Here is an 18,936-nt window from a genome sequence, read left to right on the forward strand (position 1 = left end):
TCAGAATTTAATTGTTTTTTAATACTCTTCCCATATAATTTAGATCATGTGAGAAAAATAATAATAGAAAAGGAGGTTCCATGCCTTGTTTGTTGATTTTCATCGCGTTTTGGGCTGTATTCTTTTTCTTTTACATTCTCAGGGGAATCAGGATCATTTATCAATACGAAAGAGGCGTTGTATTCACTCTCGGCAAATACAGCCACATCAAAGAACCTGGCATCCGCTGGGTCTTTCCCATTATTCAGACGATGAGAAGAGTTGACATTAGAATCAAAACCGTAGACGTTCCCAGGCAGGAAGTCATAACCAAAGACAACATTCCCATTTTAGCCAACACGGTCGTATATTTCAAAGTTGAAAATCCTGTCAATGCCATAATAAAGATTGACGATTACGTTTACGCAGTCAGGCAGTTCACTCAAGCAGCCCTCAGAGACATAGTCGGAAACAACGAACTTGACTTCGTCCTGACAGAAAGAGTCCAGGTAGCCGAGAGCATCCAGAAGATCGTGGACACGGAAACAGCGGAATGGGGTGTAGACATTGAGTCAATTAAAATCCAGGAAATTGAACTCCCCGCGGAAATGAAGAGAGCAATGGCAAAACAGGCAGAAGCCGAAAGAGAAAGAAGAGCCGTCATAATCGCATCAGACGGTGAATTGAAAGCTTCTGAAAACCTCCGCCAGGCCGCCGAAACTTTGTCTAAAAATCCCGCCGCTCTGCATTTGAGAACTCTCCAGACTATAAGGGACATAGCCGCGGATCCCTCTGAAAAGATAATCCTTTACCTTCCTTCGGACATTGCCGACATAATAAAAAAAATCACCCCGTAACGGACACGAACTAAAATGCTCAACAGCAGGAAAAGATATCTTCAAATAGCTTTCAATTACGACTCCGATCAGGTTTCGAGAATCCTTCCTCACATTCCGAAAAACGGCAGAATTCTCATTGAAGCCGGAACGCCCTACATAAAGAAAGAAGGACTGAACGGAATAAAGCTGATAAGGCAGATGTGGACGGGTATAATCGTCGCTGATCTCAAGACCCTCGACGGAGGGTCTTCCGAGGTCAGGTTCGCTTTTGGCGCAGGCGCAAACGCAGTCACCGTACTCGGAAGCGCCCCTGTGGAAACGCTCAATTACTTTGTCGAGATGTGTTCAAAACTTAGGGTATATTCGATGATAGACATGCTCGGCGTCGAAGACCCTCTGAAGGTAATGCTCAAGCTGAGAACGCCCCCGGACGTAGTAGTAATACATAGAGGAAGAGACGAGGAAACTACTCGCGGAAAGGTCATCAAATACAAACAGATAAACAAGATACGCAGTAAGTACGACGTCTTCATCTCTGCGGCCGGCGGCATAGACCTGAGAGAAGCCAGAAGCGCGATTTTCAACGGAGCGGACATTGTCGTCGCGAACATAGTCACGCCGAACGATCCATGGGTCGGTATAAGCACTTCCGCCGACGTCAGCCGAATGGCCCGTGAATTTTTGACGACAATAGAATAACGGCCTGAAGACTGATCTGATTAAAGGTAATAACAATAAGGGATCGGCGCGATCAAAGACACATAGCTCGTAAGAAAAATCGAATTCATTGTATGCTGATTTACAATTCAGTCGAAGACAATGAATCCGCAGGTGCTGAATTCTGGTACGAGCTGGTATCCCTCAGTAAGTTTGATCCCAATTTTTTCTGCCTCAAGCAGTTTTAATATCTTGTACTGCTGCAACAAATCAGGACAACCCCTGTATCCTAACCCGTAACGCCTGCTTTTGGGGACTCTGCACTCACTCTCAACTCTTCTGCTGACGTACTTAGCACAAGCCTCCGTCAACTCACAGGCAAAACCGTTTAGTAGAAAATACTCAAGATACATGTCGTCGTTCAAAAGATTTTTAAGTTCACCCGAGAACGAATCTCCCGCTGTAACTGCGAACAGGCACCCGTTATCTTTCCCGAATTTATTTCTGAAAAAAAAACCGATTTCCGGGTCTTTTTGAGATTTTTTCGTTGGAAATACCAGTTCTTCTCTTTTTTCTCCGTTTACATCTATTAAATCGACCTTGTTCCCTCTTTTTCCAAACTTGAAATAAGCAAAGGAGCATCGCATGTCAGCGAGGTTTTTATCAGAGACGGTTCTGACAATTTTCTCGAAGCTTTTTTCCGCATCGAAACCGAATCTTTCTCTTGTCCCTGCGTTTTTAAGATCCCACCTGACGTTGAAAAGTGCGTCCTTATCGAGGTGCTTGAGAATTTCACCCAAATGTAAGCTTTTTATTATTGTCAGTCGATCTGCAAACTGTTCTTGCGATTCAGCTCTTTTCGAACCGCCCACGTCTTTCCTCCATAATCTTCATAGCCGCAAAAGCATCCCTGGCATAAAAGACCTCACTTTGAACGGCTTCTTTCACTTCTTTGACGTAACTTTCGCTAAGTGCTGCTCCTCCGCAGATGACAGCTACCCCCGGAGATGAATTTTTTAGTTCTTCGATCACTTTTTTCATGTACTGTGCAGAACTGATCAAGAGACCGCTCAAACCAACGAAATCCGGCTTCATCCCTTTTACTGATGCCGCTATCTCTTCGGCAGATTTGTCGACCCCAATATCTACGACTTCTATCCCGCTGTTCTCCAAAATTACTCTTACTATGTTTTTGCCTATGTCGTGAATGTCACCTTTAACGGTTGCGAGGATTATTTTTATTTTTTCTCCGTTGTTTTGCGCGCATTTTAAATGAGGTCTGAGCTTTTCTAACGCCTTGTGCATCGTCTGAGAAGAGCACAAGACGAAAGGTAGATGGGTTTCTCCCCTTTCAAACCTATCACCGACGCTTTTCATCGCAGGAAGAAGGATATTCACGAGTATATCTTCGGCCCCAACTTTTTTAAGCAAATGGGATAAAACATCTTCTAATCCCTCTTCTCTCCCTCCAATTATATGAAACGTCAATTTATCTTCGTCGCTTTCAAAATCATTTTCAGTCGCTTTTGTGAAATGTTTTTTTTCATTTTTCCGCTCACCGAGGAACTCGGCCAATACATCACCCGGATCCTTCGTGCCGGAAAATATAAGCTCTTCAGCGCTAATCCTCGCTTTTTCCGGTATTTCATGTATCGGTCTGACTGAGGTGGTGTCTATTATTGCCGCATCGAGACCCGCCTTCAAAGCGTGATACAAATATACGGAGTTCAGCGCCGTCCGATGATTTTTGTCAAATCCGTGGGACACATTGCTGATGCCGAGAATAGACTTGGTCCCGGGAAACATTTCCTTTAATAATTTCAGGGATTTTATGGCGGATTCTGCGCTTTTTCGCGTGAGGCAATCCGCCGAAGCGAGAGAAAAGGTTAAAGGATCGAAGAAAATATCCTGAACCTTTATTCCGTGTTCGACAACGGCGAAGTCGAAAATTTTTCGGGCAATCTCGATTTTTTGTTTTAAATCAATGGCGTAACCTTTTTCATCGGCAAGAATACAGACCACAGCCGCACCGAATTCTCTGACTGTCTTCAGGATTCCTGAAGCTTTTTCCATGTTTTCAAGGCTGACTGAATTTACAAGCGTTTTTCCCGGATACGCCTTGAGGAATTCATTTACGGATTTTTCATCTGTAGTGTCCGCGCAGACAGGAACCTCCAATATTTTTCCCATCGATTTTCCGATTTCGGCGAAATCTCTGCTCTCGTTCCTTCCTGTAACAGCAAGGCTCAGATCCAAACAATGCACGCCATTTTTTTGCTCGGCGAGAGCTAGGTCCAACACTTTCTTGATATCACCTCCGACAACAGCTTTTTTGAACTCCCTGCTTCCGGAAGCATTGGTTTTTTCAGAGATGATCAGCGGTTTCGGGAACATATCAGTCGACACGGACGAGTACAATGAGGCGAGTGAAGGTACGAATATTTTTTTGTTTTCACAGAAAGTCAGGCTCTCCGTCCTAATCACCAGTTGGCGTATATGTTCAAAAGAAACTCCGCAGCAGCCGCCCATCATCCTGAATCCGTGTTTCTTCGCCTGATTCACTACTGTTTCGGCGAACTCTTCCGGACCGCAGTCGTAAGTAATGCTGTTTCTAACAACTCTCGGCATGCCGGCATTTGGCAGATACAGGAAATCGAAAGGTGAACTTTTCAGGAAATCTCCTATGGGGGCGTCAAATTGTTTCGGTCCGAATCCGCAATTCAGTCCGGCTGCGAGAAAGTCATAGGACTGAAACGTCCCGAGGAATGATTTGCACGACATACCCGCAACTGTCCTTCCTTTCTCTCCTATTGTTATAAGAACCGAAACGGGAATTTTTACCTGCCTCTGTTCAGCCACTTTGGCGGCGGCAGCAAGAGCGGCTTTTACCTGAATCGGATCCTGGCACGTCTCTATCTGAAGCATGTCCACCCCTCCCTCGGCAAGCCCCTGTATCTGCATTTCGAAAGATTTGAATAATTCGTCAAAAGTGATCTGACCCAGAACCGGAAATCTTCTTCCTGGACCTATGGAGCCTGAGACGTATCTTTTCTTTTTCCCTTTAGAATGTTTTTTTGCAGCCTTTTTTGCTATCCTTGCACCTTCAGCGTTGATCCTGCGGCAGAAGTCTTCCGCCCCCTCATCGTCAAGCGTCAGAAAATCCCCTCCAAAAGTGTTGGTTTCTATAACATCGCATCCTGCCTCGAGGAATCCCTCATGTATACCCGTTACCATATCGGGATTGTTCAGATTGAGCATTTCGTATATTTCTCCGTCTTTTTTCGCAATACCGCGTTCGCTGGCGACAGACGCCAGTGAAGTGCCCATTCCGCCGTCAAAAATAACGGCGTTTCTTTTTATAAAATCATCAAAATGTATCGCCATGATTCATACCACTTTCACGAAAAACATCCCCGGAATCTTTCAAGTAAAAGATTCGTCGAAAGGGCTTTTCCCATAGTAAAAAGATGAACGCACGGAACCTCAAAGTCCAACAGTTTTTCTATCAACCCTGCCATGTATTTCGCGGCGGTTTCTCTTTCCTTTTCAGGAGTTTTCGCTTCTTCCATCCGCTTCAAAAATACATGGGGAACGGTCGCTGAAAAAATCCTCGGCACTGCTTCGAGTCCTCTTCTGCTCAACAGAGGTTTCAATCCGGGTATGACAGGTACGCATATCCCTTTTACCCTCATTATTTCGACGAATCTCTTATAGACTCCGAAACCGAAAAATGCCTGGGTAATTGTGAATGATGCGCCTGCCGATATTTTTTTTACGAAATTCTTTATATCCTCTTCGCGGTTCAAAGACTCGCGGTGCTTTTCTGGATAGCCTGCCGCACCAATACAGAAATCTGTACTCACTGTCTCTCTGCCTCCTGCAGGCTCGGTGTAAATTCCCCTGTTGAGTCCGGATATCTGCTTTATCAGCTGAAACGCATATTTGTGCCCCTCTTCTTCATATTTGAAGGCTCCTCGAGCGTCCATCGGGTCTCCTCTCACAGCAAAGACATTGTCGAAACCGAGAAAACTCAGATCTATAAGAAGATCTTCTGTTTTAAAACGATCGAGTCCGGCGCAGACAACATGCGGAACGGTTTCTACGCCGAATTCCTTCCTTATGGCGGAGCATACGCCTATCGTTCCAGGTTTCCTGTTGTTGCTGGCCACGGAAATCTTTCCGTCTTTGCATGTGTACTCGAGGGAACATCCCTTGTTGGTAACGCTGACGAATCTGGGATTGTGAGCGATTATTTTGTCCATTGTCTTAAAAATTGAATCGATAGACGATCCCCTCTCGGGCGGTACAACTTCAAAAGACAGAGCAGGTTTCGCTCCTGGTTTCAGACAATCTGTAATTTTCATCTTGTAGATGCTCCTGACAGCGACAAGTCAATACCTTCAAGGCTTTTTATGCACAGCTTGTTTTCAAAAACACCGACGGCGCAGAGTATTTCCTCATCTCTTTCAGCTAAGGCTATCGCTTTTTCGAGGCCCTCAAAGCTTTTTACTTCATTGCTCAAAGCTGTGGCGTACATGTCAGCCAGAACAGGATCACGGCATACGACCGTGAAAGAATCAGCCCAGCCAAAATTAAGTGAATGTCCGATTTTTCCCGATGAAGTGCAAATCCCGCAGGGAGTCAAATAAGGCTCCAGAGACAACACCAGATCAGAACCGAAGCGGGCGCTTCCTGTTTCAATTATGACATTTACAGGTTTATTTGTTTTAAGATATATGTCTCCTCCGTTTTCTATAATGAATTCCTTGACCGAATATCCGCTTTCAAGCAAGTTACCGATGATATTGGTAAAATATCCGGCAATGCCGGCCATAGGTCCGACTCCGGTTTTTTTTGAGTGTTCATAAAGTATCCTGAATTTGTCGATGCATTTATCGGGGTATTCAAGTGCGCTCAACGAGCTTAGAAAAATCGGGTTTTCAGATATGTGCTCATCAAACAGTTTTCTTGTTTCAATTATCTCCCCCAAAACGGCCTCAGGAAGAGACAGATCATAACTCAACGGATCTAATCCTATCCAAACGTCAGTGTCCAAAAATCCTGCTTCGAAATACCAGAATCTGTCCTCTCTGATTTTTTTTCTGTATGACCTCAGGGTAAACATATTTCCTCCAAAAAAAACTTGTCCGTCCGTTTCGTATTTTTTCTTGTTTCGTCTCCGACAAAACTTTCAGGCCTGAGTGATTTCAATTTTCCGCCTTCCGGAAGGGGAGCAGAATATCCGGTTACTTCGAATTCTCCTGTAAGTATTCTGTCTTTCAAAACGCAAGCGATGTTTCTCGATTTGTGTATGCCGGATATGAGAAAAGTTCGCACTGTTCTGCCGAAGAGTTCAACTTTTCCTGAGGCGAGTTCGGAATAAGTGAAAAAGCAAAGTCTTTCTTTGTCCTTTGTCGAAAAATCCGCGATAGGCACTTCGATGTCTCTGTTTCTCACCGATGCGTAAAAAGCACTATCTTCGTCTGTTATCGGGACAGGCACTCCTATACCGACAAAAAGGCTCACTCCATAATTCCTGAAATAAGCAGGGCCGATGAATTCCGTGTCCATTTTTTTCAAGTCGCCGATGACTGATATTGACGCAGCGTTTTTCAGCGGTATTCCACGGGAATTCCTCTCGGTGACTGTCTCGTGCTGAGTTCCGTTCCAGCAGATAAATCCCTGAGCGCCGCATAGAAATATTTTTGTACCTATACCTATATTTTTGAGATAAGGGTCGTTTATAAGAGGGCTAAGTTCCCCCGTCGTGCAAAAATTAATATTGCCGGCTTTTTTCCGAAGAGTGCCCATGTATGTGTGTATGTCTTTTTCTGAAAGATTGAGCGCTGCAGGATAGTTTTGATAGGCGTTTCTCGGATTGAAAAGAAATGCTTCGTTTATTTCATATTTGGAAACTTGCGTCGCAAGTTCTTTTTTCGGATAACAATCCGTCCCCTTCGCTTTCGCTTCTAGTAAAATCTTTTCACCCTTGACTAGAGAAAAGATCACGTTTGCCCCTCCGTATTTAGGATCTTCCTCAGATGTTTGTGCGGCTCCTATGTAAGCGTCTGCGGCGGCTATTCCTCCGTGCGCTCTGACTTTGTTCAAAAATATCTCTTCCATTCTTATCGGCGGAGAACAGTTCCCGAAATTCAAAAAAGCTCCGCTGGAACACATTGGAGAAAAAGTGGCTGTCGTGACAACGTCAACTTTCTCCGCGAGCTCCTTAGGTGATTTTTCGCATGCCATTTTTTTGAATTCTTCGGCTGTAAGCACTACCCCTTTTCTGTTTTTTATTTTTTCACGGATTTCTTCCAATGATTTGTTCATTGTTTACCTCTTTACGCGCGCGAAAACGCGCAGAAATAAATTTTGTGTGTAACTTTGTTTTGAAAAAAAAGACTTACACGCGCATTCGCATGTAATGGGAGGGCATAATGCTTTTGGATGACTGCGTGCTGAAATCCGGCGATTCGACAGCACCGCAGAAGATCACGCCGGCCTCGCTTGTCTGGGCGAAGATATTTTTCATCCTGACCTCCTTATTAAGATTTCGGAATGATAAGACTTTTTTAAAAAAAAGCAAGCCGTTTTTTAAAGCATGCTACTTCAAAAAAAAATCACGAAAAAGAGACGTCTTTTATCAGCACGTAAGGGGATCTCGCATTTCCGTAATCTGTCGTCTCTTTTGAGACCGCATCTATGTTCAATAGCATTTCAGCGGTGTTCGCCGTCATCATGATTTCTTTTACCGGACATTTTATTCTGCCGTTTTCTATGTAATAACTGTTTTTACACACGCCGGATATCTCTCCGCCGACGCTGGGAGAGCCGCCTGAAAATCTATCGAGAAATATTCCTTTTTTAACGTTTTGAATCATAGACTGTAAATCTTGATCCCCGGGAAGTATTTCGGTGTGATTGCCGCTCAGATTTTTGGATCTTGGAAGTCCCGTCTTCCTCGATCCGTAGTAAGAAATAAAATAACTCTTTAAAATACCATCTTTAATTACGTCCATATCTTCAGTCAAAAATCCGTCAAAAGTAAAATAATCCCTGAAAACAGACTTGTCTGAGAGGGGCGAGATTTTAATATTCAGGAGAGGCGAAGCTATTTTTTCCCCGAGTTTGTCGCTGTAAATACTCGTTCCGGTTATTAGTCTGTTTTCGTGCAGGGGATACAATAAATCATCCGACATTTCGAGCATTGCTTTGGGAGTGACTATGAGATCTCCTTTGAATTTTTCATTCAAAGCTATGCTTTCGATGTGTTCCACCGAGTTTTTAAGCAATGAATCCAGTCCGCATTTGTCAACAATATGTCCATTGATCTGATCTAAATCGAGTGAAAAATAATTGAAAGAAGAAATATTTTTGTCTCTTTTTGCAGTAAAGAAAAGCCATACATTGTAAAACGAACGATCTTGGGTGAAATAACATCCGTTGGTGTTTGCGTATGCTATTTCGCTTTTTTTGTGAGAAAAAAAACTGTCTGAAAAAATCACTTCGGGATATCTTGACTTTGCTTCGTCTAAAAACTCCTGGAAGGCGTCATTCATTTTTTCTATGTCGGGTTCGCTCGAATTTCCCATAAATCTTCTTACTGAATTTTCGGGACTGATGTCGTTTGCTTCATCAGGAACTGCAGACATACACATATCAAGAAGAAGTTCTGCGGTATTCTTTATGTCTTCATTTGAAAAGTTATTAAGCGTAATATCGGCTTTTCTGTTATCGCAATATGCTTCTATCTGAATTTCGTTATTCTGAGTTGACCTGAAAAAATTTATTTTATCCTTCTCGACGTTCAATTCGGCTATTTCTCTTTTGAAACTTAACAACGCGCTTTTTTGAGCGCCTTTCTTGACGACCTCATTTAATATTTCTCTCGACTTTTTCTCATCCATCTTAATTTCCTCCGATGTTCACTCTGCATTTTATAGCGGGGCCTCCCATTCCGACCGGCATTGGCTGTTTTTTCCCGCACATGCCGGAGCTTTCCCATCTCAATTCGTCCGAAATCATAGTTACAGTTTTCAATAGCTCAATAGCCACACCTGATATAGTAGTGTCTTTGATAGCGTTTCGGAGCTTGCCTCCTTTAATTTCATAACCGTAAGTGACGGAGAACATAAACTCACTCGTCGAGTCCGCCTGGCCGTTTCCGGGATTTTCTAAAAAATAACCGTCTTCGATAGACGCTATCAAGTTTTCCAGTTTTTCATTGCCGGGCAAAATGCACGTATTTCTCATTCTTATAAGAGGCTCGTCGTCAAATTTATAAGCTCTCGCGTTACCAGTCGGTTCAATCTGGAAATATTCCGCAGACCTTCTGTTGTGCATGTAACTTTTTAGTATTCCGTTTTCTATCACGACTGCGTCCTTCGCCTTGATGCCTTCGTCATCGTAATAAACCGGCGAAGGACAGGTCTTTCCGAACGCTGTGTTGGCGAAATCAGTAAGATTTACGATTTCGGAAGCGACCTTTTGATCAAGAAGATCAGCCGCAACCGAACCACCAAAGACAAAATCTGCTTCAGTTGTATGCCCCATCGCCTCGTGCGCCAGTATACCGGCTAAGTCAGCGCCGAGAATAACTTCTTTTACACCTGCATCGGGGACTAATCCGTTGCATTTTTTAATCAGTTTATCATAAAGCATGTCTATACCGCTGAAAACATCATCAGGGGAACCGTAAATATCCTCTATGTCACCTAAGCCTCCGAAAGAATCGCTGAGGTTTATCGGGTGTGAATCTGTTCCTGATGACAGAGTTATCCTAAGTAAAGATCTCGGTATAATTTGACTCACGTGAGCTCCTTCTGAAGTCAGAAGTTCTTTGTTCATTTTCAAATGATAATATGTGATTTGTCTGCTCTTGAGATCGGGATATTTTTCCGCAACGTAAGTGTCAATTTCTTTGACGAATTCCATTTTCTGTTTTCTCGTGAGTTTTTGCTTTTTTGTCGAAAGATTTATTTCGAAATCTTCATGTTTCGGATCTGTGAAAATTTTATCGCTGCTTTTTACGCGTGAAGAAATGAAAGCGGCATTTTCTTCTGCTTTTTTTAGAATTTTTCGAATGTTTTCTTCATCTTGTTCGGGACAAGACGCGAAACCCCAGAGGCCATTTTTGAAAACTCTTGCACTGACTCCGCTCTCTCTTTTTTCATAGTTTGTCACGCAGTCACCGTTTATGAGAACAATTATTTCGTTTTTGTTTTCCTGAAGCCGCAATTCAGTATAATTTTTGAAACACTCATTAAATTTTTCAAGTTCAGTCATAATTCCTCCTGTTGAAAAATGATACTATCATAAATTATTAAATTTTGCAATGTTCATTGGGGTCGTGCTGAAAGATGGAAATAAAATACAATAATCCGTCAAACATCTATAAACTTCATAACATCATATTTTAAGAAAAAATATACATATTACTGCGACGATTTTTACCAATTATCTGGGAAAAATATGAATTTTAAGACGAATCTTATTTTTTTTTATAATAATTTCATTGATTTTGTGCTATAATCATACATTAAAATATGAAAAGATACTCAGACAACAAAAAAGAATACATCTCCAGAATAAACAGGGCGATGGATTTCATACAAAGCAATCTGCAAAATTCTCTCACTCTAAAAGAGATAGCAGGGGTTTCAAATTTCTCTCCGTATCATTTCCACAGAATTTTCAGTTCAATTGTCGGCGAAACTCTCAACAACTTCATAAACAGATTGAGAATTGAAAAAGCCGCCTCGCTGCTTTTATCAAAAAAAGACAAATCCGTGACAGAAATCGCATACGACTGCGGATTTTCTAGCTCATCTTCTTTCGCCAGAGCTTTCAAGGAGATGTACAAAATGAGCGCCAGCGATTGGCGAGGAGGCGGACACGCCGTCAACAGCAATATTCGCAAATCAAACAGCAAAAACTGTAAAACGGAAAGCAAGAACGGGAAAGAAAATAATTCCTCATTGTCATACAATGACGAAGCGATGAACTCCGTAGAAAAAAAATCGCTTCAACTTCAAACAATGAGGAGGAAAAAAATGCCGAAAGTAAAAGCGAACAAAATCAGCGTCGAAGAACTTCCAGAAATGTGCCTGGCTTACGTCAGACACATAGGACCTTATAAAGGCGACGACGCTCTTTTCAGAAGCCTTTTCGAAAAAATAATCCGATGGGCTGGTCCAAGAGACATTCTCTCAGGTCCTGACGTAAAATTTCTTTCTGTTTATCACGATGATCCTGAAATAACTGAATCAGATAAACTTAGAGTCAGCGTAGGCCTGACGGTTTCTCCCGAAACAGAAGTGGCGGGAGAGATAGGAAAAATGACAATACCTTCGGGCAAATACGTCCTGGCTAATTTCGAAATTGAACAAAACCAGTACCAGGATGCATGGGACACAGTTTTCGCCGACTGGTTCCCTAAAAGCGGTTACGTATGCGACGACAGACCTTGTTTCGAATGGGCGCTAAACGACCCTGATGAGCATCCTGAAAAAAAACATATAATCAATATTTGCGTTCCTGTAAAACCTTTATAACATTTCGGAGGTCGGGCTGAAAAATCGGAATAGATCAAATTTGTTCTCGAAGCCTCCATTTGAGAAAATCGATCATCCCGCGCACAGCAAACCGGTGATTCCGTTTTTCGGCCCGACTCTGAAGTTTTTTCCCATTTACAATTTCTGAACTATTGAGCGTTGCATTTCTTTGGGGTAATATAACTTCATGAAATGCAGTTCGTGCGGTTTTGAAAATTCGGAAAAATCTAATTATTGCTGTAATTGCGGCTCAATACTTTTCAAATCGACGACTCAGGAGGAAAGAAAGCTTTCGTCGATATTATTCGCCGACTTGTCTGGTTTTACCGGACTTTCACACGATCTGGAACCGGAAGAAGTCGCGGAAATAGTAACCGCATATTCAGGCATCATCAATCCAATAATCATCCGAAACGGCGGTTTTATACGTGGTTATCAAGGTGATTCTGTAATCGCGCTGTTCGGAATTCCAAAGGCGGCGGAAGATGATCCAGAAAGATCAGTCAAGTGTGCCAATGAAATATTACAAGCCGTCCCGTCGATAAATGCAAAAATATTCGAAATAACCGGTAAGTCCTTTAACATCGGAATTCACGCAGGGATTAACAGCGGAATAATCGCCTTGAGCGAAACCCGCAGTCCGATTAAAAAGGAACAAACTGTACTTGGAGATGCCGTAAACATAGCTTCGAGAATAATGAACCTTGCCCAGAAAAACGAAATTTATGTTGCAGAACATGTTTTCAGGCAGACCAAGCATTTTGCCGAATACGGAATTTTAGAAGACTTCTTTGTCAAAGGTTTAAAAGACAAAATTCGGGTCTGCAAATTTATAGGTTTGAAAGAAAAACCTTCGCAAAAAAGACTTCTCATGGAATCAGATCAGTGCTTTGTCGGAAGAGACGAATCACTCGGGAAATTATTTCAATTCGTTAAAAATGCTCCTGAAAACAAGATATCAGCTCTTTTCATAACGGGAGACGCGGGTATAGGGAAAACCAGGTTGATCATGGAGTTTAATAAAAGCCATATTAATATTAAAAGAGATTTGCTGGTTTTTTCACAGTGCCCGCCCATGGGTGAAAATTTTGTAAACTACACTCTCGTAAAAATTCTGGAAAAAATATTCAGCATTGATAAAAAGGATACGGTTGAAGATAAAAAATCAAAAATTATGTCCAAATACACATTGTCATCCAAGAACAGAGGTCTTGAGGGATTGAGATTTATCTTCTATTTAATGTCTATCGCGCCGGAAAAGGGATTGCCGATTCCTGAATATATAGACCCAAAATCATTAAAACTTGAGATATATTCAGCAATACAGGAAATATTGATCAATTTATGCTCAACAAAACGAGTCTTTTTGATCATCGACGATTTTCATTGGATCGACAGATCATCCGCGGATTTTTTTATTTATCTTTCTGAAATGCAAAAAGATATCCCGCTGATTATGATTTTTTTATCGCGTATGGAAAAAAGAGGCCCTCATAAAGATTTCAGCGACGTCATTCAAAAGAATTGTTACAAGAAATTTTTCGACATTGAACTTCTACCCCTTGATTACTCGCAGAGCAGGGAAATCTTTAACTTCCTTGTTTCAGACAATAGCATAGATGATGAGCTGGCCGACAGAATTCTCATTAAAGCCGGAGGAAACCCTTTCTTTATTGAAGAAATGGCCAGGCATATTATTGAACAGAAAAACATCGAGGGGAAGTTTTCTACAAGTCAAAACAGTGTGAGAACAGAATTTCTTCCTGATTCTGTTATATCACTGATTTACTCGAGAATTGACGCGCTTGAGTCAGTGCAGAAAAAAATCCTGAGAGCTTCCTCGGTAATCGGCCGCGACCTTAACGAGACTATTCTTGCTGAGGTCTCCGGTGAAGATTTACTCAGTGTAAAAAACGAACTTTCAGATCTTTCAGACATGCAGTACTTAATGAAACTCAACGGGGTTTACTCTTTTAAGCATCCGTTGATTCAAGAAGTTGCTTACAAGACAATAACAAAAAAAGAAAAAAAATGGTTTCACGAAAGGACTGCAATATTTATTGAAAAACTTGACGAAAGCGGACAGAAAAACTATCACGAAAACCTTGCCCTGCATTATTTTAAAAGCGAAAACTGGGATAAATCCTTTGAACATTCAATTTTATCCGCCGAAAGCGATATCTCTAAATTTCAGAACGAAGCAGCTTTAAAGTTCTGCGAGCTTGCTGAAATCTGTGCAAATCGCCTGAATGACAAAAACAAGTTAATACGAACTCTTTTAATCAAATCGAGAATTCTCAGTTTCACAGGGAATAATAAAGAAGCGCTCAAGTGGGCAATAAAATGTCTTAAATTGACTGAAAAAAGTAAAATTCCCGCGACAACATCGGCATGCGAGTTGTTGCTTTCCGAGATATATTCAATTTTGGGAAATTATGAAAAAATGAACCGCTATACGACAAGAGCTTTAAAATTTTATAAAAAAAACGGCGACCTCGACGGGCAAGCGAATTGCCACATATTGTCAGGAAGATTGTATTACATGAAAAGCGATTTCAGGAAAAGCCTGTCCAGGTATGTAAAAGCCTTGAATGCTTACAAAATCACAAAAAACACCCGCGGTATTTTCAGAGCTTACAATTTGATAGGACTTATATATTACGAGTTGTCGGATCTGAAGAATTCTCTTTCATACCAGCTTAAAGCATCAAAAATTCTTAAAAAAACAGGAGATAGATTTGACAGGACAAGGGTGCTGACCAGTATCGCTTTCATCTATTATAAACTTCATAAATATTCAAAAGCTCTCGATTTCTATGAACAGTCACTGAAAATCAAGAATGAAATCGGAGACAAACAGGGGCTGTCATTCAACCTCGCCCACATTGGCATACTCTATATGTATAAAAACGACTACCGCGGGGCTCAAAAATATTTCGAGGAATCCCTGAAAATACTCCACAGCGTCGGAGATCTCAGGTCACAATCAAATGTAAAATTCTATCTTGGAATGATATTCCGCATTATCGGAGATATAAACAAAGCGAAAAAAACTTTGTCAGAAGCTTCGAACGTATCAAAGAAAATCGGCGATTGCCAGTGCTATTCTGAATGTCTGTACTCGCTGGGTTTGATTGAATGGGACACAGGGAAATTCAATAACGCTGAAAAACTCTTCGCCGAAGCTTTAAAAATCAACAAATTGGTCGGTGACATTTTTGAAAACGGGAGAATCCTGACGTCGTGGTCCCGTATGAAATTGGAAACCGGCGATATTTCTTCATCAAGAGAAATACTCCGAAAAGCACTGGTGTACATAAAAAAAGCTGATTTTTCTGAAAACAATTTCGTTTATCACAGCATTCAAGTGGGTTTAGCGCTTAAGAGCGGGAATTATTTTTTAGTCAAAAGAAATCTGAAAAAAGCAGAAAGATACATGAAAATCCTCGGAACAGACCACTATCTTGCCGAATTTTCTCAGCTTTCCGCACAAGTCCTGGAATTTAACGGAGATAAGAGAAAAGCCGAGAAATCGTACATCAAGACATTTCAGTTATTCGATAAAATCGGCGAATCGCTGAATTGCGCAAAGTCTTATTACCTATACGGGCTGTTTTTAAAAAAACAGGGAGAGAACGATGAATATACAGATAAAGCGAAAAAAATCTTCAAGGATTTAAAGATTCCTTTCTGGATAAAAGCTCTGAAATGAAATTTGGCCGCGCGGCCGAACCGGTAATGATCCGAGATCTTATTCCGTTACTGTAATTTTACCCGAACCGCTGTATTCGCCTGCAGTCAGTTTGAAAATATAAGTCCCCGCCGGAACCTCCTGTCCCGATCCGTCAGTCTTTTCCCATGTCAAAACGTGAGAGCCCGGTAATACACCGGAAAAATTGACGGTTTTTAACTGCCTCCCTGCCATGTCGTAGATACTGAATCTGACATCAGAGTTCTCTGTTACAGTGAATTTTATTCTGACATCTTCTCTGCTGAAATTTCCTGAGATCAGCGAAAATAAAAATTCGTTTTGCTCAGGAATTACCGGTTCTTCTTCGACGGAGAGGATTACATCAGTATGGAGCATCTCGCAATACGGTCTATAACCCACGGCGTCCATCCCAGCGCATGAGAATAAATTCATTTCGTCATCTTCAACTAACATAACAGGCGCTATCAAACATGTGTGGTTCATGCATAAGGTTGGTTTGTCCGGAATGGCCGACCATCCAGAATCCGATTGATACATGTAACAGGAACTCAAATAATTGTAACTTCCATCCTGTCCTGCGATTATGAAGAGTTTGTCGCCGAAGGAAGCGTATCCGCACCTTCTCCTGCCAACACCCGGAATATTGCCGTCCGCCGTCCATGTTATCACAGAAGGATTTACCGGATCGATGTAGCCTTTATAAACCGCCGCCGACCATTGAGCAGAAGAAGTATAGCCAGTAGCTAATATAAGAGTGTCGTTTCCAAGATAACCTGATGCTCCGCACATATTACCCACGGGCAAAGACGTCGCGTAAAAATAACTGTCCCCCGCTATGTCGTATACCTGAACTGTTGATGAAGCCGTCCAACCGCTGCCTCCACCGATAAGATAAATCATACCTTTGTCTTCGGCAAGAGCTATGTTGGCGTCGTTCAAAGGAGTGAGCATCGTAGGTCCTATGTGATAAGTGTCTGCTAGAATATCGTATATCACGCATGTACCCATACCTGAATAACTGCCGAACATGTATATCTTGTTTTCGCAGGTTGTTGAGCATCCGTATCTCATTTCAACCGGCATAGCTGTGCCGGTTGACCAGGAATTCGAAAAGAGATCGAATATATAATGAGGAGTGGACGGCGCCGCGTTACCTCCGAAAACATGTATCTGCAGAGTCTCCCCGTCGCTCGATCTGTAATATCCCGAGAACATCCCGCATCTTCCCTCCGGCATGTTCGTCAAAACCTGCCAGTATAAAGAATCTGAGTTTAATGTCGTATAACTTACTGATTCGACATAATTCGAAGTCTGTAATATTCTCTGGTCTCCGTCCTCTACAGCTGAATAAACAGGCAGACAAATAAATCCGGTCAGCATTACAGTGAATAAAACTTTCACACAGCCCCCTTTGCTTAAGAATTTCATTGAAAATATTGACAAAACACCTGTCCGTTCTCCTTTCTGTTGAAAGTGCGGCAGATTTTTACTTATTATATACACTTTTTATTTTTTTGAGATAGTTGTTTTCAGATAAATGCATTGATTTTATATTTAAGTCATATCAATTGGAAAAAACTGCTATGTTCTATATAGATCTTGTTTTTCATAAATTTCTGTTTGAATTATCACTTCTTCAATTGCACAATAATCTTGAAATCCGAAAAGGAGGCAAAATGCGTACATTAATTTCACTCGTAATATTTCTGTATACCGGAAATCTGTTTTCTTACACGACTCATTTTGTTTGCAGATGCATAACAGCCCCTGTCATGCTTTCTTACTGCATTACAGATGAATACTCGGTCGAAATCGACACTCTCTGGAGACAGGGTCCGAACTCATGGGGCGGTTCACTTCTTTATTGGAACTACGATCTTAGCGAATGGGTCGCGGCTATATCACGTTCATTGCTGACAAAAGTAGAAAGCGCAGTAATGACAAAAGATTTTGTATCGGAATGGTTCGAGGCTGGAATAAGCAACACCGCTGGTATTCTTGCAGACGGCACGGTGCTGTATTACGGTTCCGATTCAGAAAACGTTTACTATCTGGGAATCGGAGAAAAACTGATTGGACCATATAAAATAGGCGCGGGCGATTTTTACATTTTTGAAAACGGCAGTCACTGGGCCAAGGTAATTGGCAAAGGAAACGGCTACGTTCTATTATACGACGGAGAGGAAATGTCCGGAATTTACGATCAGATAGACAAGGTTCAGTTTGATTATGTGTCGGGTGAAATAATATTCAGGTTCATGAAAGACGATCACTACGGAATCGCAGGTTCAAAAAGAGGCGTCCTTTTTACGTCCGAGTGGATAGGGAACGTAATTTCAATAAAAAACGGAGACATTTACTGTGAAATAGGAAAGAACGGCTCCTGGACTGGAGACAATTGGAGAGGCTTCGAAGCAGTCGCTAAAAACGGCGCCCCTGTCAGCGAATGGCACCAAACACTTGAGTTTTTTAAACTTATTGATATTTCTCCGCTTTATTATTTCATTGACGACGAGGGAGAATGGTGCGGAGTCGGATCTGAATTCTTCGGGCCGTACGAGTCAATTGATGAACCTGTGTTCAGCTCAGGACAGGATTATTATTACGCGGCAAAAAATCAGGATGGCATATATTCAATATACAAAAACGGCGAAAGGTTAATCTTTGATGACTACGTTTATACCGCTATCTTTCCCAATGACTCCAAAACAGGCTTTTCTCCGGCGGTTTGTCCTTCCGGCGTGACTTTTCTCGCTGTAAACGAGATCGGCGATTATTACCTTATGTTCAACGAGAGGATTTTCGGGCCATACGAAAACGCTTCTCCGCCGGTTGTCTCAGAAAACGGAGAGCACATGGCATGGATTATCGAAGACATCAACGGAAGGCTGGTAGTGCTGCTCGACGCCATACCAAAAGGGGACGCCTACGATGAGATATATAATTACTCTCTGAAACTCTCTCCCGGCGGTGATCATATCGGCTTCATCGGCAAAACAGGAAGAAGTTATTACCTTGTCGTAGACGGAAACAAAATTGCCGGACCTTTTGCAGATCCGGCACTGGCAGGGCGGATAGGGACAACTCTTTCGGACATATACATAACAGATGATTCTCTTGTTTTTTTGGGTGACTACCTTCACATTATTAAAGGTGTATCACTGCTAAGAGTCACTATTAAATTCAAATAATGAAT

General features: G+C 41.9%; 13 protein-coding genes. 5 read left to right on the forward strand and 8 right to left on the reverse strand.

From position 1 onward, the window contains the following. Positions 1-80: 80 nt before the first annotated feature. Both JXL83_04840 and JXL83_04845 read left to right on the forward strand, forming a co-directional pair. A complete protein-coding gene (locus JXL83_04840; protein MBN2363440.1) occupies positions 81-836 on the forward strand; it encodes a slipin family protein in 756 nt (251 codons plus the stop codon). 15 nt (positions 837-851) lie between these two features. Then, positions 852-1,517 (forward strand): orotidine 5'-phosphate decarboxylase, encoded by a 666-nt coding sequence (locus tag JXL83_04845; protein MBN2363441.1) that lies wholly within the window; start codon positions 852-854, stop codon positions 1,515-1,517. Between the two features lie 107 nt (positions 1,518-1,624). On the opposite strand, the gene JXL83_04850 is transcribed toward JXL83_04845, so the two are convergent. The 7 genes from JXL83_04850 to JXL83_04880 form a co-directional block, all read right to left on the reverse strand. Next, positions 1,625-2,347 (reverse strand): hypothetical protein, encoded by a 723-nt coding sequence (locus JXL83_04850; GenBank protein ID MBN2363442.1) that lies wholly within the window; start codon positions 2,345-2,347, stop codon positions 1,625-1,627. Further along, positions 2,325-4,859, reverse strand: coding sequence for a homocysteine S-methyltransferase family protein (locus JXL83_04855; GenBank protein MBN2363443.1), 2,535 nt, complete (start codon positions 4,857-4,859; stop codon positions 2,325-2,327). The genes JXL83_04850 and JXL83_04855 overlap by 23 nt, the downstream gene beginning before the upstream one ends. 14 nt (positions 4,860-4,873) lie before the next feature. Next, positions 4,874-5,839 carry a methylenetetrahydrofolate reductase gene (locus tag JXL83_04860; protein MBN2363444.1) on the reverse strand — a complete coding sequence of 322 codons (966 nt, stop codon included), beginning with the start codon at positions 5,837-5,839 and terminating at the stop codon, positions 4,874-4,876. Further along, positions 5,836-6,600, reverse strand: coding sequence for a UPF0280 family protein (locus JXL83_04865; protein MBN2363445.1), 765 nt, complete (start codon positions 6,598-6,600; stop codon positions 5,836-5,838). The genes JXL83_04860 and JXL83_04865 overlap by 4 nt, the downstream gene beginning before the upstream one ends. Further along, positions 6,588-7,805, reverse strand: a complete 1,218-nt coding sequence (locus JXL83_04870) for a homocysteine biosynthesis protein (GenBank protein ID MBN2363446.1) — start codon at positions 7,803-7,805, stop codon at positions 6,588-6,590. Before JXL83_04870 ends, JXL83_04865 begins: the two co-directional genes overlap by 13 nt. A gap of 290 nt (positions 7,806-8,095) precedes the next feature. After that, positions 8,096-9,382 (reverse strand): TldD/PmbA family protein, encoded by a 1,287-nt coding sequence (locus tag JXL83_04875; GenBank protein ID MBN2363447.1) that lies wholly within the window; start codon positions 9,380-9,382, stop codon positions 8,096-8,098. 1 nt (position 9,383) lies between these two features. Next, entirely contained in the window at positions 9,384-10,760 is a 1,377-nt protein-coding gene (locus JXL83_04880; protein ID MBN2363448.1) for a TldD/PmbA family protein, read from the reverse strand. A 260-nt stretch (positions 10,761-11,020) separates the two neighbouring features. On the opposite strand from JXL83_04880, the gene JXL83_04885 reads away from it, so the two are divergent. After that, on the forward strand, positions 11,021-12,028 hold the full coding sequence (locus JXL83_04885; GenBank protein ID MBN2363449.1) for an AraC family transcriptional regulator: 1,008 nt from the start codon (positions 11,021-11,023) through the stop codon (positions 12,026-12,028). Positions 12,029-12,215: 187 nt separating this feature from the next. Next, the gene (locus JXL83_04890; protein ID MBN2363450.1) at positions 12,216-15,740 is read left to right on the forward strand and encodes a tetratricopeptide repeat protein; all 3,525 of its coding nucleotides are present in this window, start codon (positions 12,216-12,218) and stop codon (positions 15,738-15,740) included. Positions 15,741-15,779: 39 nt separating this feature from the next. On the opposite strand, the gene JXL83_04895 is transcribed toward JXL83_04890, so the two are convergent. Continuing rightward, positions 15,780-17,141: a hypothetical protein gene (locus JXL83_04895; protein ID MBN2363451.1), complete on the reverse strand. Its 1,362-nt coding sequence runs from the start codon at positions 17,139-17,141 to the stop codon at positions 15,780-15,782. Positions 17,142-17,416: 275 nt separating this feature from the next. Between JXL83_04895 and JXL83_04900 the strand changes: the two genes are divergently transcribed. Continuing rightward, the gene (locus JXL83_04900; protein MBN2363452.1) at positions 17,417-18,931 is read left to right on the forward strand and encodes a hypothetical protein; all 1,515 of its coding nucleotides are present in this window, start codon (positions 17,417-17,419) and stop codon (positions 18,929-18,931) included. Positions 18,932-18,936 lie beyond the last annotated feature (5 nt).

It is taken from the genome of candidate division WOR-3 bacterium (genome assembly GCA_016934535.1).
In the GTDB taxonomy this organism is placed as follows: domain Bacteria; phylum SDB-A; class SDB-A; order SDB-A; family SDB-A; genus JAFGIG01.